The sequence below is a fragment of the Comamonas sediminis genome, assembly GCF_041107495.1.
GTDB classification, from domain to species: domain Bacteria; phylum Pseudomonadota; class Gammaproteobacteria; order Burkholderiales; family Burkholderiaceae_C; genus Comamonas; species Comamonas sediminis.
Genome location: NZ_JBGBDC010000002.1, coordinates 436,394 through 462,918, shown reverse-complemented (window position 1 = coordinate 462,918; position 26,525 = coordinate 436,394). Strand labels below are relative to the sequence as shown.

General features: G+C 63.8%; 26 protein-coding genes. 18 read left to right on the top strand and 8 right to left on the bottom strand.

All coding sequences use genetic code 11. The annotated features are described in order from the left end of the window. The first annotated feature begins 29 nt into the window (after window positions 1–29). The 3 genes from AB7A72_RS06315 (at window position 30) to AB7A72_RS06305 (ending at window position 3,150) form a co-directional block, all read left to right on the top strand. Window positions 30–641 (top strand): DUF6630 family protein, encoded by a 612-nt coding sequence (locus tag AB7A72_RS06315; protein ID WP_312836481.1) that lies wholly within the window; start codon window positions 30–32, stop codon window positions 639–641. Between the two features lie 132 nt (window positions 642–773). Further along, window positions 774–2,177: a D-serine/D-alanine/glycine transporter gene (cycA, locus tag AB7A72_RS06310; protein WP_369459351.1), complete on the top strand. Its 1,404-nt coding sequence runs from the start codon at window positions 774–776 to the stop codon at window positions 2,175–2,177. Window positions 2,178–2,259: 82 nt separating this feature from the next. Then, window positions 2,260–3,150 carry a LysR family transcriptional regulator gene (locus AB7A72_RS06305; RefSeq protein ID WP_369459350.1) on the top strand — a complete coding sequence of 297 codons (891 nt, stop codon included), beginning with the start codon at window positions 2,260–2,262 and terminating at the stop codon, window positions 3,148–3,150. 61 nt (window positions 3,151–3,211) lie between these two features. On the opposite strand, the gene AB7A72_RS06300 is transcribed toward AB7A72_RS06305, so the two are convergent. From AB7A72_RS06300 to AB7A72_RS06280, 5 genes are all read right to left on the bottom strand, one after another. After that, window positions 3,212–4,507: a TRAP transporter large permease gene (locus tag AB7A72_RS06300; RefSeq protein ID WP_312457351.1), complete on the bottom strand. Its 1,296-nt coding sequence runs from the start codon at window positions 4,505–4,507 to the stop codon at window positions 3,212–3,214. Continuing rightward, window positions 4,500–5,006 (bottom strand): TRAP transporter small permease, encoded by a 507-nt coding sequence (locus tag AB7A72_RS06295; RefSeq protein WP_369459349.1) that lies wholly within the window; start codon window positions 5,004–5,006, stop codon window positions 4,500–4,502. The genes AB7A72_RS06300 and AB7A72_RS06295 overlap by 8 nt, the downstream gene beginning before the upstream one ends. Before the next feature lie 84 nt (window positions 5,007–5,090). Further along, window positions 5,091–6,074 (bottom strand): TRAP transporter substrate-binding protein, encoded by a 984-nt coding sequence (locus AB7A72_RS06290; protein WP_369459348.1) that lies wholly within the window; start codon window positions 6,072–6,074, stop codon window positions 5,091–5,093. Window positions 6,075–6,518: 444 nt separating this feature from the next. After that, window positions 6,519–7,148, bottom strand: coding sequence for a DUF2889 domain-containing protein (locus AB7A72_RS06285; RefSeq protein WP_369459347.1), 630 nt, complete (start codon window positions 7,146–7,148; stop codon window positions 6,519–6,521). Between the two features lie 238 nt (window positions 7,149–7,386). Beyond that, a complete protein-coding gene (locus tag AB7A72_RS06280; protein ID WP_239811881.1) occupies window positions 7,387–8,820 on the bottom strand; it encodes an aldehyde dehydrogenase family protein in 1,434 nt (477 codons plus the stop codon). 266 nt (window positions 8,821–9,086) lie between these two features. On the opposite strand from AB7A72_RS06280, the gene ppa reads away from it, so the two are divergent. The 10 genes from ppa (at window position 9,087) to AB7A72_RS06230 (ending at window position 18,763) form a co-directional block, all read left to right on the top strand. Then, a complete protein-coding gene (gene ppa / locus AB7A72_RS06275; RefSeq protein ID WP_239811882.1) occupies window positions 9,087–9,614 on the top strand; it encodes an inorganic diphosphatase in 528 nt (175 codons plus the stop codon). Window positions 9,615–9,752: 138 nt separating this feature from the next. Next, entirely contained in the window at window positions 9,753–10,865 is a 1,113-nt protein-coding gene (locus tag AB7A72_RS06270) for an NAD(P)/FAD-dependent oxidoreductase (RefSeq protein ID WP_369459346.1), read from the top strand. Window positions 10,866–11,090: 225 nt separating this feature from the next. Continuing rightward, window positions 11,091–11,408 (top strand): DUF883 family protein, encoded by a 318-nt coding sequence (locus AB7A72_RS06265; RefSeq protein WP_133856071.1) that lies wholly within the window; start codon window positions 11,091–11,093, stop codon window positions 11,406–11,408. A gap of 109 nt (window positions 11,409–11,517) precedes the next feature. Next, window positions 11,518–11,916: a phage holin family protein gene (locus tag AB7A72_RS06260; RefSeq protein ID WP_312457431.1), complete on the top strand. Its 399-nt coding sequence runs from the start codon at window positions 11,518–11,520 to the stop codon at window positions 11,914–11,916. Window positions 11,917–11,933: 17 nt separating this feature from the next. Then, window positions 11,934–12,272 (top strand): hypothetical protein, encoded by a 339-nt coding sequence (locus AB7A72_RS06255; RefSeq protein WP_239811885.1) that lies wholly within the window; start codon window positions 11,934–11,936, stop codon window positions 12,270–12,272. A gap of 399 nt (window positions 12,273–12,671) precedes the next feature. Continuing rightward, window positions 12,672–13,676, top strand: a complete 1,005-nt coding sequence (locus AB7A72_RS06250; RefSeq protein ID WP_369459344.1) for a BMP family protein — start codon at window positions 12,672–12,674, stop codon at window positions 13,674–13,676. Window positions 13,677–13,813: 137 nt separating this feature from the next. After that, window positions 13,814–15,388 carry an ABC transporter ATP-binding protein gene (locus tag AB7A72_RS06245; protein WP_369459343.1) on the top strand — a complete coding sequence of 525 codons (1,575 nt, stop codon included), beginning with the start codon at window positions 13,814–13,816 and terminating at the stop codon, window positions 15,386–15,388. Window positions 15,389–15,397: 9 nt separating this feature from the next. Next, entirely contained in the window at window positions 15,398–16,459 is a 1,062-nt protein-coding gene (locus tag AB7A72_RS06240) for an ABC transporter permease (RefSeq protein WP_239811888.1), read from the top strand. 49 nt (window positions 16,460–16,508) lie between these two features. Next, window positions 16,509–17,432, top strand: coding sequence for an ABC transporter permease (locus tag AB7A72_RS06235; RefSeq protein WP_369459342.1), 924 nt, complete (start codon window positions 16,509–16,511; stop codon window positions 17,430–17,432). Between the two features lie 53 nt (window positions 17,433–17,485). Beyond that, window positions 17,486–18,763, top strand: a complete 1,278-nt coding sequence (locus AB7A72_RS06230; RefSeq protein WP_369459341.1) for an amidohydrolase family protein — start codon at window positions 17,486–17,488, stop codon at window positions 18,761–18,763. Window positions 18,764–18,773: 10 nt separating this feature from the next. On the opposite strand, the gene AB7A72_RS06225 is transcribed toward AB7A72_RS06230, so the two are convergent. Together AB7A72_RS06225 and AB7A72_RS06220 are read right to left on the bottom strand one after the other, a co-directional pair. Continuing rightward, window positions 18,774–19,961 carry a glycoside hydrolase family 5 protein gene (locus tag AB7A72_RS06225; RefSeq protein WP_369459340.1) on the bottom strand — a complete coding sequence of 396 codons (1,188 nt, stop codon included), beginning with the start codon at window positions 19,959–19,961 and terminating at the stop codon, window positions 18,774–18,776. 185 nt (window positions 19,962–20,146) lie between these two features. Then, the gene (locus tag AB7A72_RS06220) at window positions 20,147–21,067 is read right to left on the bottom strand and encodes a LysR substrate-binding domain-containing protein (RefSeq protein WP_369459339.1); all 921 of its coding nucleotides are present in this window, start codon (window positions 21,065–21,067) and stop codon (window positions 20,147–20,149) included. Window positions 21,068–21,227: 160 nt separating this feature from the next. Between AB7A72_RS06220 and AB7A72_RS06215 the strand changes: the two genes are divergently transcribed. From AB7A72_RS06215 to AB7A72_RS06195, 5 genes are read left to right on the top strand one after another with little or no spacing between them, the layout of a single operon-like run. Continuing rightward, a complete protein-coding gene (locus AB7A72_RS06215) occupies window positions 21,228–21,995 on the top strand; it encodes an ABC transporter permease (RefSeq protein WP_369459338.1) in 768 nt (255 codons plus the stop codon). Next, window positions 21,992–23,020 (top strand): ABC transporter ATP-binding protein, encoded by a 1,029-nt coding sequence (locus AB7A72_RS06210; protein WP_369459337.1) that lies wholly within the window; start codon window positions 21,992–21,994, stop codon window positions 23,018–23,020. The genes AB7A72_RS06215 and AB7A72_RS06210 overlap by 4 nt, the downstream gene beginning before the upstream one ends. A gap of 59 nt (window positions 23,021–23,079) precedes the next feature. After that, entirely contained in the window at window positions 23,080–24,162 is a 1,083-nt protein-coding gene (locus AB7A72_RS06205) for an extracellular solute-binding protein (protein WP_369459336.1), read from the top strand. Next, on the top strand, window positions 24,159–24,989 hold the full coding sequence (locus tag AB7A72_RS06200; protein WP_312457565.1) for an ABC transporter permease: 831 nt from the start codon (window positions 24,159–24,161) through the stop codon (window positions 24,987–24,989). The genes AB7A72_RS06205 and AB7A72_RS06200 overlap by 4 nt, the downstream gene beginning before the upstream one ends. Beyond that, a complete protein-coding gene (locus AB7A72_RS06195) occupies window positions 24,970–25,533 on the top strand; it encodes an SLOG cluster 4 domain-containing protein (RefSeq protein WP_369459526.1) in 564 nt (187 codons plus the stop codon). Before AB7A72_RS06200 ends, AB7A72_RS06195 begins: the two co-directional genes overlap by 20 nt. A 27-nt stretch (window positions 25,534–25,560) precedes the next feature. Here the strand turns inward: AB7A72_RS06195 and AB7A72_RS06190 are convergent, their stop codons facing one another. Further along, entirely contained in the window at window positions 25,561–26,517 is a 957-nt protein-coding gene (locus AB7A72_RS06190) for a GlxA family transcriptional regulator (RefSeq protein WP_313335082.1), read from the bottom strand. Window positions 26,518–26,525: the final 8 nt, after the last annotated feature.

Genomic DNA, 26,525 nt, shown 5'->3' with positions numbered 1-26,525 from the left:
GTTCCGGTGGCTTTGCAAAGGAGGTTTGCATGGGTTGGTTAGACAGAATCGGTCAGCTGTTGGGCGCCAAACCGCCGGCCCAAGACGGAAGCACCGCACCGGCGCTTGCGCCTGAACGCCCCTCGGAGCCTACGCTGGACGACTGGCATGCCTTGTGCCTGGCTTGGGGTCAGGCGCTGGCATTGGACGATACCGCTGAACTGTGGAGCGAGGTGCGCCAGGCCATCGAGCAGCCGGCGCTCTACCTTGATCGCTTTGCGGATGCGTTGGTCAACCGGGGGATGGACGAGCCCGAGCATGTGACGCCTTGGCTGGCGCTGTTAGAAGGGCTGCAGCGCCGAGGGCAGAACGTTGAGCTCGATTGGAAGCTGGGCATGGACGACGCCATCTGGGCGCTGCAGCAGCTGAAAACCGTGCAGCAAGCGGGTGTGGACCTGCAGGTGCTGGCGGGCAGCAAGGCGCTGAACCATGAGGCCTTGCAGGAAGCGGGTGACTGCCTGCGCCGCCAGGGACTGAGCTTGGTCAGCATCGACATCGATAGCGATAGTTATCCGCTGTCTGTGTTGGAAATCAGCGCTGTCGCGCCTTTGCAGGCCCTGGCCCAACGGGTGGGCGGCAAACTGCTGACTTTGCACAATTAGTTGCGCAACAAAATAACCTTTTGGCCCTGCGCGGTGTAACGCTGTTTTATCCTTGCGCACCTTCGCGGTGCGTGCCAGCTTCAGCTGGGCTGAGCGCACTATCTTTTTCGCTAACGCCCGGCGCTCTACTCCATGAACAAACAGGCCCCAGCGGAGCAATCGAGGGCCGAGCATGGCACCGACGATCTCCAACGCAATCTCAGCAACCGCCATATCCAGTTGATCGCCATTGGCGGCGCCATCGGCACGGGCCTCTTCATGGGCTCGGGCAAAACCATCAGCCTGGCGGGTCCGTCGATCGTGCTGGTCTACGCCATCATCGGCATCATGCTGTTCTTTGTAATGCGGGCCATGGGCGAGCTGCTGCTGTCCAACCTGCACTACAAGTCCTTCATCGATTTCTCCGACGACCTGCTGGGCCCCTGGGCTGGCTTTTTCACCGGGTGGACCTACTGGTTCTGCTGGATCATCACCGGCATTGCCGATGTGATTGCGATCTCCGCCTATGCCCAGTTCTGGTGGCCTGATTTGCCCCAGTGGGCACCCGCGATCGCCTGCGTGGCCTTGCTGCTGTCGCTGAACCTGCTGACCGTCAAGCTGTTTGGCGAGATCGAGTTCTGGTTTGCGATGATCAAGATCGTCGCGATCGTCGCGCTGGTGGGCACGGGCCTGTACATGGTCAGCACCGGTTTCAGCTCGCCAGCCGGGCGCCAGGCGAGTATCGCCAACCTCTGGAACGATGGCGGGCTCTTCCCGCATGGGGCGATGGGCTTTTTTGCCGGCTTCCAGATTGCGGTGTTCGCGTTTGTCGGTATCGAGCTGGTGGGCACCACAGCCGCCGAAGCCAAGGACCCGCACCGCACCCTGCCGCGCGCGATCAACTCGATTCCGGTGCGCATCATCATCTTCTACGTCTGCGCGCTGATCGCCATCATGGCCGTCACCCCCTGGCGTGATGTGGTTCCGAGCAAGAGCCCGTTTGTGGAACTGTTTGTGCTGGCCGGCCTGCCTGCCGCAGCGAGCGTGATCAATTTTGTCGTGCTGACCTCGGCCGCCTCATCGGCCAACAGCGGCGTGTTCTCCACCAGCCGCATGCTGTTTGGACTGGCGCTCAAAGGGGATGCACCGCGCTCGTTTGGCAAGCTCTCGGCCAGCAGCGTGCCGTCGCGCGGCCTGCTGTTCTCCTGCGTCTGCCTGCTGGGCGGTGCGTTTTTGATGTGGGTGGTGCCCAACCTGGTGGAGGCCTTCACCCTGGTGACCACCGTCTCGGCCATCCTGTTCATGTTTGTCTGGTCGCTGATCCTGCTGTCCTATATCAGCTACCGCAAGCAGCGCCCGGCGCTGCATGAGGCCTCCCGCTACCGCATGCCCGGCGGCGTGTTCATGTGCTGGGTCTGCCTGGCCTTCTTTGCCGCCGTGCTGGTGCTGCTCAGCCTGGAGCTGGACACGCGCCAGGCGCTGATCGCCACGCCGGCCTGGTTTGTGCTGCTGGGCCTGGCCTACGCCTGGCAACGCAAGCGCGCCCAACTCGCCTGATCGGAGCCAGGCACGCTGCCTCACTGCTGCCCCTGTTGCAAATTTGCACAATAATGCTGTGCAACATCGACAAGGGGCTGGCATGGATTGGGATCATTTGCGCTTTTTCTGGGCCTTGGTGCAGGCGGGCACCTTGGTGGGTGCGGCCAAGGCGCTGGGCGTGGAGCACACGACGGTGTCGCGCCGCATCCAGGCGTTGGAAAAGCAGCTCGGCGCCACCTTGTTCACCCGCGAGGGCAGCGGCTACAAGCTGACCGATGCCGGCCGCCAGTTGCAGCCACGGGCCGAGGCCATGGACCAGATTGCGCGCGGCATTGCGCCGATTGCCGCCAGCCAAGGCGCCGAGACGCCCAGCGGCGTGGTGCGCATCGGCGTGACCGAAGGCTTTGGCACCCAGGTGCTGGCCAAGCACCTGGCTGTGTTGGCCCAGCGCTACCCGTTGCTGACGATTGACCTGCTGGCCGTGCCGCGCATGCTCCAGCTCTCGCGCCGCGAAGCCGACATCGTCATCTCGCTGGAGCGCCCGGTGCGCGATACCGTCGTGACCAGCCGGCTGACCGAGTACCGCCTGTATCTGTATGGCCAGCGCGAATACCTGGCCCGCCATCCGCTGATCACCTCGACCGAAGGCCTGGCCAGCCACCGCTTTGTGCACTATGTCGACGACCAGCTCTTCACCAAGGAGCTGCAGTTTCTCGACAGCCTGAGCGCGCCGCAGCGCTTCAGCTTCCGCAGCACCAGCATCCTGGCGCAGTACACCGCCGTGCGCACCGGTGCAGGCTTGGGGGTGCTGCCCGGCTTTCTGGCCGACAAGGATCCGCTGCTGCAGCGCGTGCTGCCCGAGCAGGCCCAGTTCACCCGCACTTTCTGGATGTCGATGCCGCCGGAGCTGCGCTCGGTGCCGGGCATCCAGGTGGTCTGGCGCTTTTTGCAGGCCACGGTGCAGGAGCAGCAGGACCTGCTGCTGCGCTGACCTCGGGCACCAAAAAAACCGGCTGCCAAGGCAGCCGGTTCGTTGTGCAGCGACGCGCGGTTTACATGTTGTTCGGCAGCACGGTAACGATTTGCGGAAAGAACCACAGAATCACCAGGGCCAGCACCATCAGCACAAAGTACGGCGCGCAGACGCGGGCCAGGTAGGTGATCTGCTTGCCCGTCATGCCCTGCAGCACAAACAGGTTGAAGCCCACCGGCGGTGTGATCTGGGCAGTCTCCACGGTGATCACCAGGAAGATGCCGAACCACAGCGGATCGATACCGGCAGCCTGGATGATCGGCAGCACTACGCCCATGGTCAGCACGATCGTGGAGATACCGTCCAGGAAGCAGCCGATCAGGATGTAGAAGATGCCGAGCACGATGATCAGCATCGCCGGCGACAGGTTCAGACTGCCGACATACTCGGCCAGCTGGCGTGGCAGGCCGATATAACCCATCGACAAGGTCATGAACGCAGCGCCGGCGAGGATCAGCGCGATCATGCAGTACAGGCGCGTGGCGCCAAACAGCGAGTCCTTGAAGTTCTTCCAGGTCAGCGCGCCTTGGGCGGCAGACAGCACCAGCGAGCCCACCACACCGATGGCAGCTGCTTCGGTCGCCGTTGCAATGCCGGTGTAAATACTGGCAATCACCGAGGCAATCAGCAGCACCACCGGGATCAGGTGGCGCGACTCGTGGAGCTTTTGCTTGAAGCTCATCGTGCTGTCAGCCTTGGGAATCTTGTTCGGGTTGAGCAGCGCCCAGAACACGATCCAGCCGCTGAACATCAGCGCCAGCATGATGCCGGGCAGCACGCCGGCCATGAAGAGCTTGGAGATCGACATCTCCGCGGCCACGCCATAGACGATCAGGATGATCGATGGCGGAATCAGCAGGCCCAGGGTGGCCGGGCCGCCCAGCGAGCCGATGACCATGTTCTCGGGGTAGCCGCGCTTCATCAGCTCGGGCACATTCATCTTGCCGACGGTGGCGCAGGTGGCGGCCGACGAGCCAGACACTGCCGCAAAAATCGTGCAGCCAATCACATTGGTGTGCAGCAAGCGGCCGGGCAGCAGGTTGACCCAAGGTGCGAGGCCGCGGAACATGCTCTCCGATAGGTTCGTGCGGTAGAGAATCTCGCCCATCCAGACAAAGAGCGGCAGCGCCGTCAAGGTCCAGCTGCTGGCCGATCCCCAGATCGTCATCGCCATCGCGTCCCCAGCCGCACGGGCGGTGAAGAACTCCATGCCGAACCAGGCGACACCGGCCAGGGTCAGACCCACCCAGACGCCGCCGCCCAGCAGGATCAGCAGCACCACGATCAGCGCAATGCTGGCGGTAATTTCATTCATGGTGGGCGTCCTCTTTAACCACAGGTTTGCGTTTGCCCATCAGCTCCAGCACCAGCTCGTCGCAAAAGGCGATAAAAAACACCAGGGTACCCAGTGCCATGAAAACTTGGGGAATCCACAGCGGCGTCGCGTCGATGCCGACCGAGATATCGTCGATCTCCCAGGATTGCCAGACCAGGCGCGAAGCGTAGAACGCCAGGAAGCCCGACAGCACAGTGGCGATGACCAAGGCAATCACTTCCAGGGTCTTGAGGGCGGAGCCTTTGAGCGCGCCCAGCAGCAGGGTCACGCGGATATGCTCGCCTTTTTTGAGGGTACTGGCCAGGGCCATGAAGCCCGCTCCCGCCATCGCGTAGCCAGCATAGGAATCGGTGCCCGGGGCACTGAAGCCGAACAGGCGGCTGATGACGGTGAGCAGCACCATCACGAGGATGCCGATCATTGAAAGCCCCGCCAGCCAGGCGGAGGCTTCATACAGTCCATTGAGTAGCTTGCGCATGCTTGTCATTCAAAGCAGTAAAGGTTGCTGACTATGCAGCCCCCCCGGCCTAGGCCGGCGGACTGCATAGAGAGGGGCCGTGGCTTACTTGGAGGCCTGGTAGGCGTCCAAAATGGCCTTGCCTTCAGCGCCCGCCTTGTCGGTCCATTCCTTGATGACGGTCTCGCCGACCTTGGCCAGGTCAGCCTTGAGCTGGGCCGATGGCTGCTCGATGCTCATGCCGCCTTGCTTCAGGGTCGCCAGCGACTTGGCATCCACTTCCTTGGATTCCTTCCAGCCGCGCTCTTCGGCAGCAGCAGCGGCCTTGAGCACCGCTTCCTGCTCGGTCTTGCCCAGCGCGTTGAAGGCCTTCTTGCTCACGGTGACGGCATTCTTCGGAATCCAGGCCTGCACGTTGTAGTAGTACTTCAGGTTTTCAAACAGCTTGTTGTCGGCGCCGGTAGCCGACGAGGTGATCAGGCCATCGACTACGCCGGTGGCCAGCGCCTGGGACAGCTCAGCTTCCTGCACGGTCGCCGGTTGCGCGCCAATCAGCTCGCCAATGCGGGCGGTGGTGGGCGAGTAGACGCGCCATTTCATGCCCTTGAGGTCAGCTGCCGAGTTGATGGGCTTCTTCGTGTAGATGCCCTGGGGTGGCCAGGCCACCGAATACAGCAGCACCTGGCCTTGCTTGTCCAGCAGCTTTTGCAGCGCTGGCTTTTGGGCCTGGTAGAGCTTGAAGGCGTCGTCGTAGTTGTTGACGAGGAAGGGCAGGCCGTCAACGCCGAAGATCTGCGATTCATTCTGGAAGCTCACCAGAAAGAACTCGCCCATTTGCGCATTACCGGTTTGCACGGCACGCTTGATTTCGGGCATTTTGAACAGCGACGCACCAAAATGGGGCGTGATCTTGAGTTTGCCGCTGGTCGCCGCGTCCACGTCCTTAACGAACTGCTCATTGTTCTTGGAATGGAAGTTGAATGGCGCATACGCCGTGGCGAAATCCCATTTGGTTTGGGCAGCGGCTGCGGTGGCAAAACCGACGCTGGCAACCAGGGTGGCGGTGGCACAAAAAATTCGACGCTTCATGACGGCTCCTTCTAGAGACAAATAGGGCGCAGCGGATGCTGCCCGGGATGAATACGATCAACAGCCACAGCAATGCTCGCAGCAACTGCTATGCTGGTGAATTGTTTGCCAAAATTAACAGTTATTGCAAAGTAACGCTATACGGGGTTTCAACAATCGTCGGTTCTTGTAGGTTTCAAAATTTCTTTTGTGGGATGTGGTATTAAAAATTGTTCAACGATTTTTGATTTCGATGGAACACGCCCATTATTTTTGCCGTGATAGTGTCATAGGGTTAATACTAGGTTTGCTGAGAAATCAGACAGGCCATGGGGCGCCAAAGCATGACCTTAAGGCAGTCTTAAGAGCCCTCTAAAGCCTGGAAATGCAGGCGCAAAAAAGCCACCACGGCGGCTGGAGCGCGGTGGTGGCTGGCGTGAGGCAGCAGTGCAGCAGGGCAGCGGTTCAGCCCTTGTTGGCGCTGTCGCCGGCAGGCTTGTCGGCGGGGGTGGCGCTAGTGGTTGCCACCGCTGCAGTGCCGGTGCTGCCTGGCTTGGGCGCTTGCCAGCCGATGAATTGGGGGTAGATGGTGGCGACCCCTTTGCCATTGAAATCCCAGCCTTTGCACTGCCCCAGATGGCGGGGTGGCTGGTCCGATTGGGGGCGCGCAAAGGCCTGGTTCACGCTCTGGAAAGCGGCAGTCGCCATGTTGAACAGCAGCTCGCGCATATGGGTGCAGCCCTCGATATGGCCGAGGTTGGCTTCGATGGCCTTGCGCCAACCGCGCGCCATGCAGCAACCCACCATCCGTTGCATCGCGGGCAGGGCCAGCGGGCACTCGCCCAGCGGATGCGCATCCATCGCGACCTCGATCGCAACCACTGTAAGTGTTGTATCAATGGTACAGCGAATCCACATATGGTGAATGGGTTCTCCCGCCATGCGTTTGCGCTCGCCGGACAGCACCAGGTCATAGGCCTTGGTGTCCACCAGCTCGCCTTCGACATCCCAGAGCCCATCGGCGCGCTCGAAGCTGCGGTAACGCACATCGCGCAAATGTTTGGGGACTCGGTTGGGGACGGGAGACAAAGGCATGGGAGAGGGTGTCGCGGTGGGATTGTTTTTTATGAATGACCCGGTTTGGTGCAGACGGCGCGGTATCGCTGCGCTGCCATGCCAACAGTGTTGATCACTATGCGGCTGTTGCTGCGGGCTGTCTGTGCAGCAGGTGACAGGGGGGCTGCCGGCTGCGCAGAGCCCTCTATTGTAAAAACAATCGCGCCGCCGCTGCAGAGCAGGGGCGGCGCTGTGGGGGAGGGCCTGCGAGCCGGTATCAGCCGTGGCGGATCGCGACGGTCTTCAGCGTGGTAAAGCCATACAGCGCCTCAAAGCCCTTTTCGCGGCCGTGACCGCTGGCCTTGGTGCCACCAAAGGGCAGCTCCACACCGCCGCCGGCGCCGTAGTTGTTGATGAAGACCTGGCCGCTGCGCAGGCGCTTGGCCACGCGGAACTGGCGGCCGCCATCACGCGTCCAGACGCCGGCGACCAGGCCGAACTGGGTGGCATTGGCCATCTTGATGGCTTCTTCCTCGGTGTCGAAGGCCATGGCGCTGAGAATGGGGCCAAAGATCTCTTCCTGGGCCAGGCGGTGGTCCACTGGCACATCGCGCAGCAAGGTGGGGGCCTGGTAGTAGCCGCCCTCTGGGGCCTCGTCGATGATCTGGCCCTGCGCGACGACGGAGATGCCGTCGTTGTGCGCATCGCTCAGAAAATCCCAGACGCGCTGCTGCTGGGTCTGGCGGATCAGCGGGCCCAGGTCCAGGTCCAGGCTGGCCGGGCCCACGCGCAGCGCTTCGAAGGCGCTGCCCAGGCGTGCCAGCAGGGTTTCGTAGATGCTGCGTTCGACCAGCAGACGCGAGCCAGCCGAGCAGGTCTGGCCGGAGTTCTGGATGATGGCGTTGATGATGGTCGGGATGGCGGCATCCAGATCGGCATCGGCAAACACGATCTGCGGGCTCTTGCCACCGAGCTCCAACGTGCAGGGGCAGTGGCGCTCGGCAGCGGCCTGCTCGATCAAGGTGCCGATGCGGGGGCTGCCGGTAAAGCTGATGTGGTCCACATCGGGATGGCGGGCCAGCGCGTCGCCCACTTCATGGCCAAAACCGGTGACGATGTTGATGGCGCCGGCAGGAAAGCCCACGTCGGCCGCCAGCTGCGCCACGCGGATGAGGCTCAGGCATGCGTCTTCGGAGGGCTTGACGACGCAGACATTGCCTGCCGCCAGCGCGGCGCCCACGCAGCGGCCAAAGATCTGCATCGGGTAGTTCCAGGGCACGATATGGCCGGTCACGCCATGGGGTTCGCGCCAGGTCAGCACGCTGAAATCATGGGGGTAGGGAATCGTCTCGCCATGGAGCTTGTCAGCCGCGCCGGCGTAGAACTCGAAATAGCGCCCCAGCGCCAATGCGTCGGCCTTGGCCTGCTTCGTGGGCTTGCCGCAATCACGCTGCTCGATGGCGGCCAGTTCATCGGCATGCTCCAGCACCTTGGCCGACAGGCGCATCATCAGGCGGCTGCGTTCCGCAGGGCTGGTCTTGCGCCATACGTTGTCGTAGCACAGACGTGCGGCCTGCACCGCATGGTCGACATCTTCCGCATTGCCGCGCTGGATTTCATCAAAGGGTTGGCCGTCAGAGGGGTCGAGGACGGGGATGGTCTTGCCCGACAGTGAGGGCACAGAGGCGTTGGCGATGTAATGCAATTGCATGGCGTTGTTCCGTTCTGGGTGCAATAGGCGGCAGAGTCTGCCAGCTGGCAGGCTCGAAACGGCCACCACGATAGCGCAGGAATGGGCCAGCGCCTACCGGGATGAGCCCGCGGTTGTCACGGGTTTGACCAGCCCATTTGAGCAGCCTGTTGGCACTTTTTGGGCGATGGCGGGCCAATGCACCTAAAATCACGGGGTTTTGCCGCTGGCGGGCCGATTTTTTGCGTGCTGCCGGCCCTCCATTCAATTGACCTCATAGGAATCGCATGTCCTTCGAAAAACTGACCCCTGGCTCCAAGGCCCCTGATGTCTTCAATGTTGTGATCGAAATTTCGGCCAACTCCGCTCCTGTGAAGTACGAAGTGGACAAGGATTCGGGCTGCGTGTTTGTGGACCGCTTCCTGGGCACCGCGATGCACTACCCCGTGAACTACGGCTATGTGCCCCAGACCCTGTCGGGCGACGGCGACCCGGTGGACGTGCTGGTGATGACGCCTTTCCCGTTGCCTACCGGTGTGGTGGTGCCTTGCCGCGCGATCGGCATCCTGCAAATGGAAGATGAGTCCGGCGTGGACGGCAAGGTGCTGGCCGTGCCCACCCAGAAGCTGCTGCCTTCCTATGACAAGATCAACCACCTGAGCGATATCCACGACCTGGTGCTGCAGCAGATCTCGCACTTCTTCGAGCACTACAAGGACCTGGAAAAGGGCAAGTGGGTGAAGGTGCTGGGCTGGAAGGGCGTGGACGAAGCGCACAAGGAAATCCTCGACGGCATCGCCAACTGCAAGAAGTAAGAAGGCGCCGCCTGCTGGGGCCTTGCGGCCCTCGCCAGGCCATGCTGACAAAAGCCGGTTTTTCACCGGCTTTTTGCTTTTGGGCGATGCGCTAGGCGCTAAGCTGGCAGGCATACAAAAAGGCGAAGGAGCGAGCAAGTGGTTGATGTCGTCGATTGCGTGGTGATTGGTGCAGGGGTGGTGGGGCTGGCTGTCGCCCGTGAACTCGCCTTGGCGGGGCGGGAAGTGCTGGTGCTGGAGGCCCAGGATGCCATTGGTACGGGCACGAGCTCGCGCAACAGCGAGGTAATCCATGCCGGCATCTACTACGCCCAGGGATCGCGCAAGGCGCGCTGGTGTGTGGAGGGCAAGGCGCTGCTGTACGCCTACTGCCAGGAGCGAGGTATCGACCACCAGCGCTGCGGCAAGCTGATTGTGGCCACGTCCGAATCACAGCGCGCGAAGCTGCAGGACATTGCCCGCCATGCCGCTGCCAATGGCGTCGATGACCTGGTGCTGCTCAGCCGCGAGGAGGCCCGGGCACTCGAGCCCGCGCTGGAATGTGTGGCGGCGCTGCATTCGCCCAGTACCGGCATTGTCGACAGCCACGGCCTGATGCTCAGCCTGCAAGGCGACCTGGAAAATGCCGGTGGCATGGTGGTCTTCAACAGCCCGTTGGCTGCCGCCCGCTGCAAGGAGGGCAGTATCTTGCTGCGCACCGAAGATGGCACCGAGCTGCAGGCCACGACCGTGGTCAATGCTGCCGGCCTGTGGGCGCCTGATCTGGCGCGCAAGTTTGAAGGCGCAGACCTGACGCAGCTGCCGACCGCCCATTACGCCAAGGGCAACTACTTCACGCTGTCGGGCCGCGCGCCCTTCAGGCATCTGATCTACCCGGTGCCCGAGGTCGGTGGCCTGGGCGTGCATCTGACCCTGGACCTGGGTGGTCAGGCCAAGTTTGGTCCGGATGTGCAGTGGGTGCAAAGCCCGGAGGACCTGGTCGTTGATCCCGCCCGTGGCGAGGCCTTTTACGCGGCCGTGCGCCGCTACTGGCCGGCGCTGCAGGAGGGTGCGCTTGCAGCCGGCTACGCCGGCATCCGGCCCAAGATCAGCGGCCCTGGCGAGCCCGATGCCGACTTTGTACTGCAAGGCCCGGGTGTGCATGGCGCCGCTGGTCTCTTCCATTTGCTGGGCATCGAATCTCCGGGGTTGACCAGTTGCCTGGCGATTGCGAAAGCAGTGGCCCGGGAAGTGGCCGCGCCTGGGGCATAGGCATGGATTACGCCCCGCGTGGACTGTGCTGGGAAAACTACAAATAGACGCTTTTGTACCGCGATAGTCGGAATCTTCTGACAGGCAGGGGTGCATATCTGAACCCGGCAGCGCCGCTTTCTCCGTTAATATGTAACGGAGCTAACGCCATGCCGCAGTCCTTGTCTGTGCTGCACGGCGTCTGCGGAACTTTCCTGTAGCCTGACCAAGAAAAGGATGATGAATATGCGTAAATCCAATTTGCTGAGCGATACCGTTGAGAATGCCCAGGCTGATCTGGAAAAACTGGTGAGCGATCTGCGCGGCGTGCTGTCGAGCAAGGACCTGGACGGCGTGCCGGACATCAAGCAACTGCGCCAGCGCCTGGAAGACACCGCTGGCGATGCCCGGGAAGGTGCAGTGCGCGCAGCCCAGGAAGCTGCCCGCCAGGCCAAGGAGGCCGCACTGGCCGCAGACCGCTATGCCCACGATGAGCCATGGCGCGTTGCCGGCGCAGCGTTGGCCGTGGGCGCACTGATCGGCTTTATCTTCTCGCGCCGCTAAGCTGCGCCCGATGGCCAGTTGCCGGCACCATAGCCGCACTGGCCTGGCCCGACGGGCCAAGACCTAGAACAAGGGGCACCCCGGTGCCCCATATGCACGAGGAGAGTCCATGAACTGGTTGTCTGTGCTGGGCGTGGATGACATGCTGATGCGCTTTCGCGCGCTGCTGTCTGAAAGCGCCATGGCGGCTGAAGACCGAATGGATCTGCTGGCCATTGAATGGCAGGAGCAGAAGAAGAACCTGATCTGGCTGGTACTGATGGGTTTGGTGGTCGCAGGTCTGACCATCGTCGCGCTGACGGTGCTGTCGGGCGCCATCATCATTTCGTTCTGGGACACGCCCAACCGCATGCTCGCCACCTGGCTGGTGGCTGGTGTGTGGCTGGTGCTGTGGCTGGGTGTTCTGGCTTTCCTGTATTTCACGACGAAGAAAGCCGCCAATCCCTTCCAGCTGACCAAGACCGTGCTGCGCCAGGACTGGCAAGCGGTCAAGGGCCGTCTTAAATAATGCAGGTGACCAACGCTATGAGCAATGCAAGCAAGGACGCTGATCTGGTGCTGCTGCAGGCCACGGATCCGCAAGCGCGTGAAGTGCTGCAGCGTATAGAGAACCAGCGTGAACGTCTCGAAGGCCGCCGCCTGGCGCGCCAGCAGGCACTCACGCTGCGCAGAGATGCTGCCGGAGGCCAGCACAACCCCATGGCCTATGGCACGTTGGCAGAGCGCTTGATCAACTTTGGCCGTGAGCATCCTCTGGTATGTGCCGGTCTGGTCGGTGCGGGTCTGTTGCTGGGCCCCCGCAAGCTGATCCGCATGGCCTCAATCGCGATGCCCATCGTAATGAAATTGCGCCGCAGCCATTAGGCTGCACGCGAGCGCAGCCTCGCACCTTTGGCTCGCTGGAGACCGCCATGCTTTACCGCATGGCGGTTTTTTTCGTGCTACAGCCACGGGCACAGTCCCGGCAATAGGGACAGTCCGCTTGCTGTCTGCGATGGCATCGCGAAAATACGCTGGCAAGCCCCGCTTATCTGGTTAGAATGCGCGGCGCGCTGTGTATATACGCATTGCGTGGTGCACTTGTTTTTGCGCTGTGCTCGGTGTTGCTGGTGCTGAAACGGACGGCCCATGACGAATGGGCGGTCCTGAAAATGGAGCAAGCACGGGCCTGTGCACCGCAGCGGAGCAAGACACGGTACAGAACTTGCTTCTCTCGCCCGCCCACTTGATCGCAGGTGGATCTCACCCCTAAGGAGTTTCTTGATGACTACACGGCGTCGTATTGTTCAAACCTGTCTGGCTGCGCTTCCCCTTGCGCTGGCTGGCTTGTCGGCTGCACCGGCCTGGGCGCAGACCAAGGTCAAGGTCGCGGCGGTGTACACCGTGCCGTATGAACAGCAATGGGTCAGCCGCATCCATGAGGCGCTCAAGGCTGCCGAGGCGCGTGGCGACATCGAGTACAAGTCCAGCGAGAACGTCGCCAATGCGGACTACGAGCGCGTGATGCGCGAGTACGCCACGGGCGGTGCGCAGCTGATGTTTGGTGAGGTGTTCGGCGTGGAAGCGGCTGCTCGCAAGGTTGCCAAGGACTTTCCGAAGACCGCCTTTGTGATGGGCTCGTCCGGCAAGATCCAGGCGCCCAACTTCAGCGTGTTCGACAACTATATCCAGGAGCCTGCGTACCTGACGGGCATGGTGGCCGGCGGCATGACCAAGACGGGCAAGATCGGCATGGTCGGCGGTTTCCCGATTCCGGAAGTCAACCGCCTGATGCATGCCTTCATGGCAGGCGCCAAGGAAGTGAACCCCAAGGTGGAGTTCACCGTGAGTTTCATCAACAGCTGGTTTGACCCGCCCAAGGCCAAGGAAGCGACCTTTGCGATGATCGACAAAGGTGCGGACGTGCTCTATGCCGAGCGGTTTGGTGTGAGCGATGCGGCCAAGGAGAAGGGCAAGCTGGCGATCGGCAACGTGATCAACACCCAGGCACAGTACCCCGATACCGTGGTGGCTTCGGCGCTGTGGCACATGGAGCCCAGCGTGGAGCGCGCGATCAAGGCGGTGAAGGACGGCAGCTACAAGGCTGAGGATTACGGCCCGTACTCGATGATGAAGTACAAGGGCTCGTCGCTGGCACCGTTTGGCACCTTCGAGAAGAAGCTGCCCGCAGACTTGATCGCCAAGGTGCAGGCCAAGCAGGCCGACATCCTGTCGGGCAAGTTCACCGTGAAGGTCGACGACTCGCAACCCAAGTCCACGGCCAAGTAAGCCGGGCCTGGATTGCATAGGCGCTGTGCCCACTGGCATGGCGCCTCCACTTCCAGCTCCGGCACTTGCCGGGGCTGTTTTTGTGCCCGCTGGCAGGCCACGCCGCCTGCCCAGCGAACCCAGCGGCCCCTTTGCCCATGTCTCCTCCAAGCTCCTCTCCTGTCGTGCTCCAGCTGCATGGCATCACCAAACGTTTTGGCCCCCTGGTGGCCAATGATTCCATTTCGCTGACCCTGCACCGGGGTGAGATCGTGGCCCTGCTGGGCGAGAACGGTGCGGGCAAATCCACGTTGATGTCGATCCTGTTTGGCCACTATGTGGCCGACGAGGGGGAGATCACGGTGAGGGGCCAGCCGCTGCCGCCGGGCCAGCCGCGTGCCTCGCTGGCCGCTGGCATCGGCATGGTGCACCAGCACTTTGCGCTGGCCGACAACCTGAGCGTGCTGGACAACATCATCGTGGGCAGCGAATCGCTGCTGCGCCTGCAGTCGGCCAAGCGCCAGGCCCGTGCCAAGCTGGTCGAGGTCGCGCGCCAGTTTGGTCTGGTGGTGGACCCGGATGCGCGGGTGGGCAGCCTGTCGGTGGGTGAGCGCCAACGGGTGGAAATCCTCAAAGCGCTGTACCGGGGCGCCAAGATCCTGATTCTGGATGAGCCGACCGCCGTGCTGACCCCGCAGGAGAGCGAGGCGCTGTTTGCGACCTTGTCCCAGATGGTGGCGCAGGGCCTGTCGATCATTTTCATCAGCCACAAGCTCGGCGAAGTGCTGCGTGTGGCCGACCGCGTGGCCGTGCTGCGGCATGGCAAGCTGGTGGCCGAGGCGCCGACTGCCGGCAGCACCCAGGCGCAGTTGGCGCAGTGGATGGTGGGCGAGGCGGTGAGCCTGCCCGAGCGCCAACCTGCCGCCCAGGTGGGCGACGAGGTCTGCAGCCTGCGCCATGTGCACACCACGGCCTCGGCCAAGTCCACCGCGCGCGATCGCCTGGTCGATGTATCGCTGGTACTCAAGGCCGGTGAGATGGTGGCGATCGCCGGTGTCTCGGGCAACGGCCAGGTGGCTTTGGCCGATATGCTCTGCGGCATGCGCCGCCCGGGCCAGGGCACGGTGCAGTACCTGGGCGCGCCGATGCCGGCGTCGGCCGTGGCCCTGGTCGCCCAGGGGGTGGCCCGTATCCCCGAAGACCGGCATGGCACCGGCGTGGTCGGTGATTTGCCGGTGTGGGAAAACGCGGTGTCCGAGCGGCTGCGCAGCCCCTGGTTCTCGCGCTGGGGCTGGGTGCGCCGTGCGCAGGCGCGCAGCCAGGCCCAGCATGTGTCCCGGCAGTTCGACGTGCGCGGTGGCGGGCTCGATGCGCCGGCCCGCTCGCTGTCGGGCGGCAATATGCAAAAACTGATTCTGGGCCGGGCGCTGTTGGCACCCCAAGGCGCCGAGGGCGTGGCGCCGCGCCTGATTGTGGCGCACCAACCCACCTGGGGGCTGGACATTGGCGCGGTGCGCTTTGTGCACCAGCAGCTGCTGGCGGCCCGCGATGCCGGCGCTGCCGTGCTGCTGATCTCGGACGATCTGGACGAGGTGCTGGCACTGGGTGACCGCATCGGCGTGATGCACGAGGGCCATCTTTCGCCCGTGCTGCCTTTTGCGGACTGGAGCCGCGAGACCATCGGTCTGGCCATGGCCGGATCCCCTATGACAGCGCCTGTGCACCAGCGCTGAGAGACTGCCATGCGTATAGAAAAAAGAGCAACCCCGTCGAAGCTGGCCATGGTGGCTGCGCCCTTGGGGGCCGTTGTATTTACCCTGGCCATCAGCGGCTTGCTGGTGCTGTGGGCCGGCGCGCCCGTTGGTGCGACCTATCTGGCGCTGTTCAAAGGGGCCTTTGGCTCGCTGTTTGCGCTGTCCGAGACCTTGACGCGCGCCGTGCCGCTGATCCTGACCGGCCTGGCCGCGGCAGTGGCTTTCCGGGCGCGGCTGTTCAACATTGGTGCCGAAGGCCAGCTGTATGCCGGTGCGGTGGCGGCTGTGGCCGTGGGCGGCATGCATGGCGGCACCGGCTTTGAGCTGCCCATTTATCTGCTGTTTCCGCTGATGCTGCTGGCCGCCGCACTGGCCGGCGCGGCCTTGCTGCTGGGCCCTGCGTTGATGAAGACCAAGCTGGGTGTGGACGAGGTGGTCACCACGTTGCTGCTGAACTTTGTCATGCTGCTGGCGGTGTCCTATCTGCTCGATGGCCCGATGAAAGACCCGATGGCGATGGGCTGGCCGCAGAGCGTGGCGCTGCAGGGCGACCTGGAGCTGGGCAAGCTGATTGCGCAGACCCGTTTGCACAATGGCCTGCTGATCGCCGTGGGCCTGGCTGTGGCGCTGTGGCTGCTGCTGCAGCGGGCGGTGCCGGGTTTTGACATCCGCGCTGCTGGTGCCAACCCCCGCGCGGCGGCCTTTGCCGGTGTGCCGGTGACCCGCACCGTCGTGCTGGTGGCGCTGCTGTCGGGCGGGCTGGCAGGCCTGGCCGGCGCCATCGAGGTGGCAGGCCGCACCAGCTACCTGACCCTGGACATGTCGCCCGGCTATGGCTACAGCGGCATCGTGATCGCGATGCTGGCAGGCCTGCACCCGCTGGGCGTGGTGGCCTCGGCCGTGTTTGTGGCCGGCATGCTGGTGGGGGCCGACAGCATGAGCCGCGCGGTGGGCGTGCCCAATGCGATTGCCGATGTGATCGTCGCGGCCTCGCTGCTGTCGGTGCTGGTGGCCAGCCTGATGACCCAATACCGCTTGCGCAGAAAGTGAGAGCTGCGATGTTGAAACCCCAAGAACAAAGCGCAGCGCGAGGTACCCTATGAGCGACATGATGGATATTTTGGCCAATGCCTCTTTCTGGGTGGCCGTGCTGCGTACGGCCACACCACTGCTGCTGGGCACGCTGGGGGTGCTGCTGTGCGAGCGCGCCGGCGTGCTGAACCTGGGCATCGAAGGCATCATGGTGGCCGGTGCCTTTACCGGCTGGCTGACCGTGTATGCCGGCCATGGCCTGTGGATGGGGGTGCTGGTGGCCGCGCTCACCGGCGCGGTGCTGGGCAGCCTGCATGCCTGGCTGACGGTGGGGCTGGCGCTGTCGCAGCACGTATCGGGCCTGGGCATCACGATGCTGGCCACGGCCTTGTCGTACTACGGTTACCGGGTGAGCTTTCCCAAGGTGAACACACCGCCCACGATCACGCCTTTTGAGGCGATGGACTGGCTGCCGATTCCGATTCTGGGCGACCAGACGGCCTTGACCTTGCTGGCCCTGCTGCTGGTGCCTTTGCTCGCCTGGGTGCTGTTTCGCACGCCCCTCGGTCTGGCCGTGCGCATGGTCGGCGAGAATCCGCAGGCCGCAGAAGGGCAGGGCGTGGCCGTGATGGCCGTGCGCAGCGGTGCCATCATTGCGGGCTCGGCACTGATGGGCGTGGCCGGTGCCTTCCTGACCCTGTCGGCCTTCAATGCCTTTTTCTTCAACATGGTCAATGGCCGGGGCTGGATCTGCGTGGCACTGGTGGTGTTTGCCTCCTGGCGGCCGGGCAAGGCCCTGCTGGGCGCGCTGCTGTTTGCGTTCTTCGATGCGCTGCAGCTGCGCCTGCAGCAGTCGGGCGATGGCCTGGTGCCCTACCAGTTCTATTTGATGCTGCCGTACCTGCTGTCGATCCTGGCGCTGGTGCTGGTGGCCCGCAAAGCCGCGTACCCGCAGGCGCTGATGAAACCCTACCGCAAAGGCGAGCGCTGAGCCGCGCGCCGCGCCCCACGATGCAGACCAGGGTCTGCCTACAAGGATAAAAAATGCTTGATTTATTGATTCGCAATGCCAGCCTGGCCGATGGCCGCAAGAACATGTCGGTGGCTGTGCAGGACGGCAAGATTGCCGAGGTGAGCGAGGGCCTGCAGGCGCCAGCGGCCGAGGTGGTGGACGCCGAGGGCCTGCTGCTGAGCCCACCTTTTGTGGACCCGCACTTCCACATGGACGCCACGCTGAGCTACGGCATGCCGCGTGTCAACGAAAGCGGCACCTTGCTCGAAGGCATTGCGCTCTGGGGCGAACTCAAACCCCAGCTGACGCATGAGGCCCTGGTCGAACGCGCCTTGGCCTACTGTGACTGGGCGGTGGCGCGCGGCCTGCTGGCCATCCGCAGCCATGTGGACACCAGTGACCCCAGCCTGCTGCCGGTCGAAGCGATGCTCGATGTGCAAAAGCGCGTGGCGCCGTATATCGATCTGCAGCTGGTGGCTTTTCCGCAGGATGGCGTGCTGCGCACACCGGGCGGGCTGGACAACCTCAAGCGTGCGCTGGACCTGGGCGTCGATGTCGTCGGGGGCATTCCGCACTTTGAGCGCACGATGGCCGATGGCGCAGAGAGCGTGCGCATTCTCTGCGAACTGGCTGCCGATCGCGGCAAGCGGGTGGACATGCACTGTGACGAGTCGGATGACCCGATGTCGCGCCATGTGGAGACGCTGGCCTACCACACGCAGCGCCTGGGGCTGCATGGCCGCGTGACCGGTTCGCACCTGACCTCCATGCACAGCATGGACAACTACTACGTCAGCAAGCTGATGGCCCTGATGGCCGAGGCGCAGCTGGGCGTTGTCAGCAACCCCTTGATCAACATCACGATCCAGGGCCGCCACGACACCTACCCCAAGCGCCGGGGCATGACGCGCGTGCCCGAGCTGATGGCCGCTGGCATGACGGTGGCGTTTGGCCATGACTGCGTGATGGACCCCTGGTACAGCCTGGGATCGGGCGATGCACTGGAGGTGGCGAGCATGGGCCTGCATGTGGCGCAGATGACCAGCCGCGCAGGCATGCAGCAGTGCTTCGATGCCATCACGCTGAACCCGGCACGCCTGCTGGGCCTGCAAGGCTATGGCATTGAAAAGGGCGCACATGCCGACTTTGTGCTGCTGCATGCCAAGGACCCCGTCGAGGCCTTGCGCCTGAAGGCCACGCGCCTGGGCGTTTGGCGCCGAGGCCAGCGCATTGCCAGCACGCCCGCACCGGTGGCCCGCTTGAACCTGCCCGGGCGCCCAGCCAGCACCAGCTTGCTGAGCGCGCGTTAAGCACGGCCCTTCAGCGCTGCTGCAAGCGCTTGCGGATGGGCTCGAACTCCGGTGTCGCGCGGCGCTTCACCGGGTCGGGCTGGCCTTTTTCCATCGCATCCCAGTAGCGCCAGTGCACCTTGGCGTGGCCCAGTTCGTAGTCCATCGCGTCCCAGGCATCTTCGCGAAAGCTGTAGAAGGCCCAGTGGTAGCGCTTGTCTTCGGCATAAGACAGAACATCGTCCAGGTACTGGCTGCAGCTGTCGAGCATGCGCACACAGCCAAACTCGCCCATGACGATCTGCTCCGGCGCGATCGACAAGGAGCGCGCCCAGCCGTTGACGGTATCCAGGTACCGGGCCACGCGCTCCTTGTTCCAGGGCTGGGTCTTGCCGGCAAACGGCACCTCGCCCGGGTAGCGGTAGGGCTGCTTGCGCTTGAGGTTGGGGCCGCTGGTGGCCTGGTAGGGCTCGTACATGTGAAAGCTGTACAGTACCCGTTTGTCCTCTAGTGCTTTGGGCCAGTAGGCGAAGGCATCGGCTGCGCCATACCAGCCGGCATCGACCATGATGGGCGTGTCCGGGTCGACGGCACGCACCTGGGCAATGAGGTAGTTGTAGAAGGCGAGCAGATCGCGCGATCCACCTTTGGCCTTGGCATACCAGGCCTGCATTTCCGCTGGGCTGGCATGCTCGGGCAGGCCGCCTTCCTTCTCGGGCGCGGGTTCATTGACCAGGTTGTAGGCCGCTATGCCGGGCGTGTCCTTCAACGCGCGGGCGAGGTCTTGCCAAAACTGGCCGGCGGCCTTCCAGTGTGCCTTGTCCTGCCAGATACGGTCATCAAACTTGCCATCGTTGTTTTGTGACCAGCGGGACAACGGCAGCGACAGCGGTGCAATCACCACCTTCAAGCCCGCCGCATCGGCCTGGGCCACCGAGGCTTTCAAGGTGGCCAGATCCACGGCGGACAGGCGCCGGTAGTCGTCGGCATTGCCCATCAGGAAATCACGCTGCTCGGGCTTCCATTTGTCATACGACAGCCGTACCCAGCTGGCGCCATAGCCGCGCAGTGCTGCGTAGTAGCTGGCATCCGGCGGCAGGCGGTTGAAGCTGTTGCCACCCCGTTGGGTGTCGGTCCAGAAGGCCGCCAGATCGGCCGCTTGCACGGATGCGGTCAGCGCCATCGCGACGGCCAGGCTGGGTACAGAGATCTTGAACATCGAAGCAGGGCGCTGAAGGCCAGTGGCTGGAGATGCGGGCGATGCTATCACTGGTATTGCTTTGATTGATTTTTATTTGCAACCGGTTTGGGGGCCGTTACAGGGCGTTTTAAGAGGCGTGCCGTCCGGACCATCCTTTGCGCTTGCTCACACAATGCCTGGCCATCGCGTTGCGCTTCTGCTTTTTAAGGATGACCAGGCAGGTTGGGCACCGCTTCCTGGCCGCCACCCTCCGCCAGCAGCCACTGCCGCAGCTGCGCAAAAGCGGGAAACTGCATACGGTCGGGCCGGTAGCACAGGTAGTGGCCATGCTCGACGGCGGTGCTGCCGTCGAACGGCGTCACCAGCACACCCTCGGCCAGTTCGTCTTCGACGAGGATGAGCGGCACAAAGGCGATCCCCAACCCGCAGCGCGCCGCCTGGATCAAGGCCGAGTACTGCGCAAACCGTGGGCCGGTGATCAGCAACTGGTGGGTGATGCCATGGACTGCGGCCCACTGCGACCAGGCGCCCTGGGCTTCTTCATGGTGCAGCAAGGTATGGGCCAGCACATCGCTGGGGTTCTCGATCTTGTGCTTGCCCTGCATCAGCTCGCGGGAGGCGATCACCACGAACTCGCGCCCTGCGATGTATTCGTTCACCACGCCAGCGTAGTCAGCCGGGTTGTAGCGGATGGCGGCATCGACATAGGCCGGCAGGTTCTCCAGCGGCGCCAGATGGCGGCTGAAGCTGAGCGTGGCGCGGGGATGGGCCTGGCGGAAGCGGGGCAGGCGGGGAATGAGCCAGCGCGTGAAAAACGTCGGCACGCAGCTGAGGGTCAGCACATGGGTGTCCGCGCCGGCGCGGGCCTCGTAGGTGGCGGTTTCGAGGTTGCGCAGGCTGCCGGTGATCTTGAGCCAGTAGCTGCGGCCCACGGGCGTGAGCTCTACGCCGCGCCCCACTTTTTGCAGCAGGGCGGTGCCCAGAAAGCTTTCCAGCGAGGCAATCTGCTTGCTCACGGCACTGGTGGTCACGCACAGCGAGCAGGCCGCCAGGGTCAGGCTGGAATGGCGGGCCACGGCGTCGAGCGCAAGCAGTTCCTGGATGGTGGGGCAGTCCCGTTTCATAGTGTCAGTCAGCGGTTTTGTTGATGAAAAGTTGCGAGAACACTTTCCATTAATTCAATGATGAAGTGGCATTGTCACGCAGTTGCAATATCAATATAGAGGCCGATCGCTACACTAACATGTCTGAAAAGGAAAGTATTCGCTTTTACCGGGAGACAAGATGGTTCGTGGCATTGCCATTGTCTATGGCCTGTACCTGCTGCTGCCGATGGCATTGCTGGCGATCGGCAGCTTCGGGCAGAACTGGACCAACACACTGCTGCCTTCGGGTTTCACCGGGCAGTGGTACATGGAACTGTGGAGCGACCCGTCGTTCCGCAAAGGCTTCGTCTCCAGCCTGGTCGTCGCGCTGTCCACCTGCGCGATCAATGCGGTGCTGGCGCTGCCGCTGGCCTATTCGCTGCACCAGGGCGCAACGCGCGGGCGCGCCTTTGCGGCCCGCATCGTGAGCGCCATGCCCGTGGCAGTGCCCGCCATCACGCTCGGGTTCGGCTACATGATTGTCTTCAACACCGATACCTTGCCCTGGCTGGGCAGCACACCGCTGCTGGTTGCTGCGCATGTGATCGCAACCTTGCCCTATCTCACCAACACCTTGCTGACCGATCTGCGCCACCTCGGCATCGAGCGGCTGGAGCAGGCGGCCGCCACCTTGGGGGCGGGCGAGTGGCAGCGCTTCAGCGGCATCGTGCTGCCGAGCCTGCGCCAGAGCATGCTGTCCGGTCTGGTGATGGTGGCGGCGCTGTCGATCGGGGAGTTCAACCTCTCCAATCTGCTGGTCGGTTTCCAGAACCGCACCTATCCGGTGGTGCTGCTGCAGGCCTTCTATGGCGCAACCGGCTTTGCCTGCGCCGCCACGGTGATCCTGCTGCTGCTGGCCAGCCTGGCCGCACTGCTGTCTTCTTCTCTTATGCGTAAATCCCCATGAGCCTGACTTTCGAGAACGTCAGTTACCGCTACCCCGGCAGCCAGCAAGGGCTGCACGAGGTGTCCTTCGACATTGGCCAGGGCGAGCTGGTGGCGGTGATCGGCCCCAGCGGCTCGGGCAAGTCCACCTTGCTCAAGCTGGTAGCGGGGCTGGAGACCGGCTACCAGGGCCGCATCGCACTGGCTGGCCAGGACATGGCGGGCACGCCGGTGCACCAGCGCGGCATCGGCATGGTGTTCCAGAGCTATGCGCTGTTTCCGCATCTGTCGGTGCGGGACAACGTGGCCTACGGGCTGGCGCTGCGCAAGATGCCAGCCGCACAGCGCCATGCCCGGGCGGCAGAGCTCTTGGAGGTGGTGGGCCTCTCCGATTTTGCGCAGCGCGGAGTGCAGCAGCTCTCCGGCGGGCAGCAGCAGCGGGTAGCGCTGGCGCGTGCGCTGGCCATCGATCCGCGTGCGCTGCTGCTGGATGAGCCGCTGTCTGCGCTGGATGCCAGCGTGCGGGGCCATCTGCGCGACCAGATCCGTGCGCTGCAGCAGCAGTTTGGCGCCACCACCTTGTTGGTCACCCACGACCAGGAAGAGGCGCTGGCCATGGCCGACCGGGTCGCGGTGCTCAAGGAAGGGCGGCTGCTGCAGATCGCCTCGCCCAAGGACATTTACGACATGCCAAACTGCCGCGCCGTGGCGGAGTTTGTGGGGCTATCGACCATTTTGGAAGGGCGGGTGGCCTCCAGCGGCCGCGTGGACTTTGGCTTTGCCGAGCTGTCCGTGCCCACCGGCACCCATCGCCCCGGGCACAAGGTGCCTGCGCTGATCCGCCCCGAGCATATCGAGCCAGACCCGCAGCCCGGGCAGACCAATACCTTGCAGGGGCGTCCGAGCGCCTGCCGCTATCTGGGTTCGCTCACGCGCTATGACTTTGCGGTCGAGGGCGCGCCGCGCGCCTTCCTGGCCGAAGGCCGGCAGCCGGCACGCCAGGCCATTGCCATCGCACCCGAGCACATTCGCCTGCTGGATGCCTGAGCACCGCAGATCCGTTCAACACCACACCGACTCCGTAATTTCAACGAAGGAACACCGCTATGCAACGCCGACATCTCATCCAAGCCGCTGCTGCCTTGCCTCTGGCAGCCCTGGTCCAGCGCACATCGTGGGCGCAGGAGGGGGCCGAGCTCTATGCCGGAGAAAAAGAGCTCTACGACCTGGCCAAAAAAGAAGGTTTTTGCGTGTCCTTCGACACAGGTCCGGAATGGGCCAACTGGAAGGCCTTGTTTGCCGAGTTCAAGAAGCGCTACCCCGATGTCGAGCTGAGCTACAACGATCTGGGCTCGGCCGCCACGGTGGTCGCGCTGGAGAAGATGCGCCGCCGCCCCCAGGCAGACACGGCCTACTACTTCGCGGCCTCGGCCGTGGATGCCGCGAAAAAGGACGTGGTGGCACCGTTCAAGCCCATCCACTTCGACAAGTTGCCCGAGGTTTTCCGCGAGCCGGAAGGGCGCTGGTTCACCATCCATACCCTGAACATCGCCTTCCTGGTGAACAAGAAGCTGGTCAAGAATGTGCCCACGGGCTGGGCCGACCTGCTCAAGCCCGAGTACAAGAACAGCGTGACCTATCTGGACCCCCGCAGTGCCGGCGTGGGCCAGGTGCTGACCTTGGCCGCAGCCTATGGCAATGGCGGCAGCGTGGAAAACGTCAAGCCCGGCACGGATTACCTGGGCAAGCTGCATGCTGCCGGCAATGTGCAGCGCGTGGAGGGCACGACCCCCTATGCCAAGTTCATCAAGGGCGAAATCCCGATCTGGATCGGCTACGAGAACGATGGCCTCAAGGCCAAGCATAACGATGGCATGGGCGACGCCTGCGAGGTCGTCATCCCCAAGGAAGCCAGCGTGGCCGCACCGTATGCCATCAGCCTGGTGAAGGGCGGCCCGAACCCGAATGCCGGCAAGCTGTGGCTGAACTTCATCATGAGCGACGCCGGCCAGCAGCTGTTCGCCAAGGGCTTTGTGCGGCCTGCAGTGCCTGGTGTCAAGCTGCCCGACGATGTGGCCAGCAAGCTGCCGGCGGCAGCGCAGATCCGTCCGCTCGATGTCATCAAGGCCTCGGCCAAGAAGGCCGAGATCGACCAGCTCTGGGCGCAGGCCACGCTGGGTCGCTCATGAGCGGTTGGATACGCCGTTTCGGCGCCTGGCCGGCCTGGTGCTTCATGGCGCTGTTCTTCGTGCTGCCCCTGGCATCCTTGGTGCCCGAGGCCATGACGGACGGAGGCAGCGCCTTTGCCCGCTTGTGGAGCAATCCACTGCTGGGCCGGGCGGTGTTGAACACCCTGGTGCTGGGCCTGACCGCCGGTGCCGTCTCCGGCCTGGTGGGCACGGTGATCGCCATTGAGCTGGGGCGCCAGCCGCTGCAGCGCCGGCGCTGGATGATGACCTTGCTCGGGCTGCCGCTGGCCTTCTCGGGCCTGGTGATCGCCTATGGCTTCATCCTGGCCTTTGGGCGCTCGGGCTTTGTCACGCAGCTGCTGGTGGCGCTGGGCCTGGATGGCGCTGCCGTCGGCAGCTGGATCTATGGCACGGTGGGGCTGGGCTGCGCCTATGCCTACTACCTGGTGCCCCGCGTGGCGCTGTCGCTCTACCCGGTTTTTGCCAACCTTGACCTGCGGCCCATGCTGGCGGCGCGCACCTTGGGAGCCACGCGCTGGCGCGCATTCCGCGACACGGTGGTGGCCGAGGTGGCGCCATCGGTGGTGTCCAACGCCTGCCTGGTGGCCGCCATTGCGATGGGCACCTACGGCACGGCGCTCGCGCTGGTGGGGACGCAGCTGAACATTCTTCCGCTGATGCTGTTTGCACAGGTCAGCGATGGCGGATCGGACCTGAGCGTCGCATCCGCCTTGTCATTGCTTTTGATGGCGCTGTGCGTCATCGTCATGGGATTGGGAGACGCGATTGCACGCCAACGTGAACAACATGCCGCAGGATCGCATTGATGCGCTCGGCTTGCCGCCCGGGCTGACCGAGGCGCTGCGGCGGCTGGCCCTGCACCAAGCCAGCCCGGCGCGCCACCGCCGGCCGGTGGGCGTCATCGGCCCGGGTGATGCCGATGGCCAGGTCTACGCCGATGCGCGGCTGATTGCCCGCGCGCTGGCTGCCGCCGGCATGGCGATTGTGTGCGGGGGGCGCGGCGGGGTGATGGCTGCGGCCTCACAGGGCGCCACCGAAGTGGGCGGCGTCGCCATCGGCATCCTGCCCGAGGAGGATGAGCGCCATGCGAATCCCTATCTCAGCGTGGCCTTGCCCACGGGCATCGGTGAAATGCGCAATGCGTTGATCGCCCGCAGCGCCCTCTGCCTGGTGGCCGTGGGCTACAACATGGGCACGCTTTCCGAGATGGCGCTGGGCCTGAAGTGGGAGCGCCCGGTCTTCGTGCTGCACGGCGAGCTGTCCTTGCCCGGCGCAGTCGAGGTGGCGGATGTACACCAGATGCTGGGCTGCATCGTGGACTGCCTTTTGGGCGATGCCGCGTCTGCGTGAATGGCGGCAATGCGCTCGTGAGGCCGCCTACACCTCCCGGTGCAGAAATTGCTTTCTGTAGCTCGCGGGAGAAATCGAAAACATCCGCGTGAACTGCAGGCGAAATGACACCGTGGAGCCAAAGCCTGCCGTCTCCGCCACCTGGTCGATGGAGCCGTCACCGCGCTCGAGCAGGCGCTGGGCGACGGCCAGTCGTTGGTGCAGCAGCCATTGCACGACGGTAGCGCCGGTCTTGCGCTTGAAGTGGCGGCTGAAGTTGCGGGCGCTCATATGGGCCTTCTGGGCCAGCTGTTCCACATTGATGGGCTCGTTGAGATGGGCCATGGCCCAGTCAAGCGCGGCGGAGACGGCATCCGGGCGCTCGGTTTCGGACAGCGGCATCTCGATGTACTGGGACTGGTTGCCGTGGCGGTGGGGCGCAACGACCAGGCGGCGCGCCACCCGGTTGGCGATTTCTGCGCCATGGTCCAGGCGGATCAGGTGCAGGCAGCAGTCAATGGCGGCGGCCGTGCCGGCCGACGTGGTGATATTGCCGTCGTCGGTGTAGAGCGCATGGCGGTCGAGCTTGACGTCGGGATGGTCCTTGGCGAAATCATCGGCCCAAGCCCAGTGCGTCGAAGCCGAGCGGCCCTGCAGCAGACCGGCCTGGGCCAGCACAAAGGTGCCCAGGCACAGGCCCACGACCCGCGCGCCACGCGCATGGGCCTGCTGCAGCGCGGCCAGCATCGCGGCCGAGGGCTGCGCCTCCGGTGAACTCCAGGACGGAATGATGACGGTATCGGCCTGCTCCAGAGCGGCCAGGTCGTGCTCGACCTGAATCGCGAATCCGGACAGGGTGGACACAGCACCGGTGCGCTCCGCGCAGACCCGCAACTCGTAGCGCGGGGCACCCAGGCGCAGCAAATCGTCGCCGAACACGATGCAGGGGACGGACAAATGGAAGGGGCTGATGCCGTCGTAGGCAATCACAGCAATCGTGTGCATGGCATGGA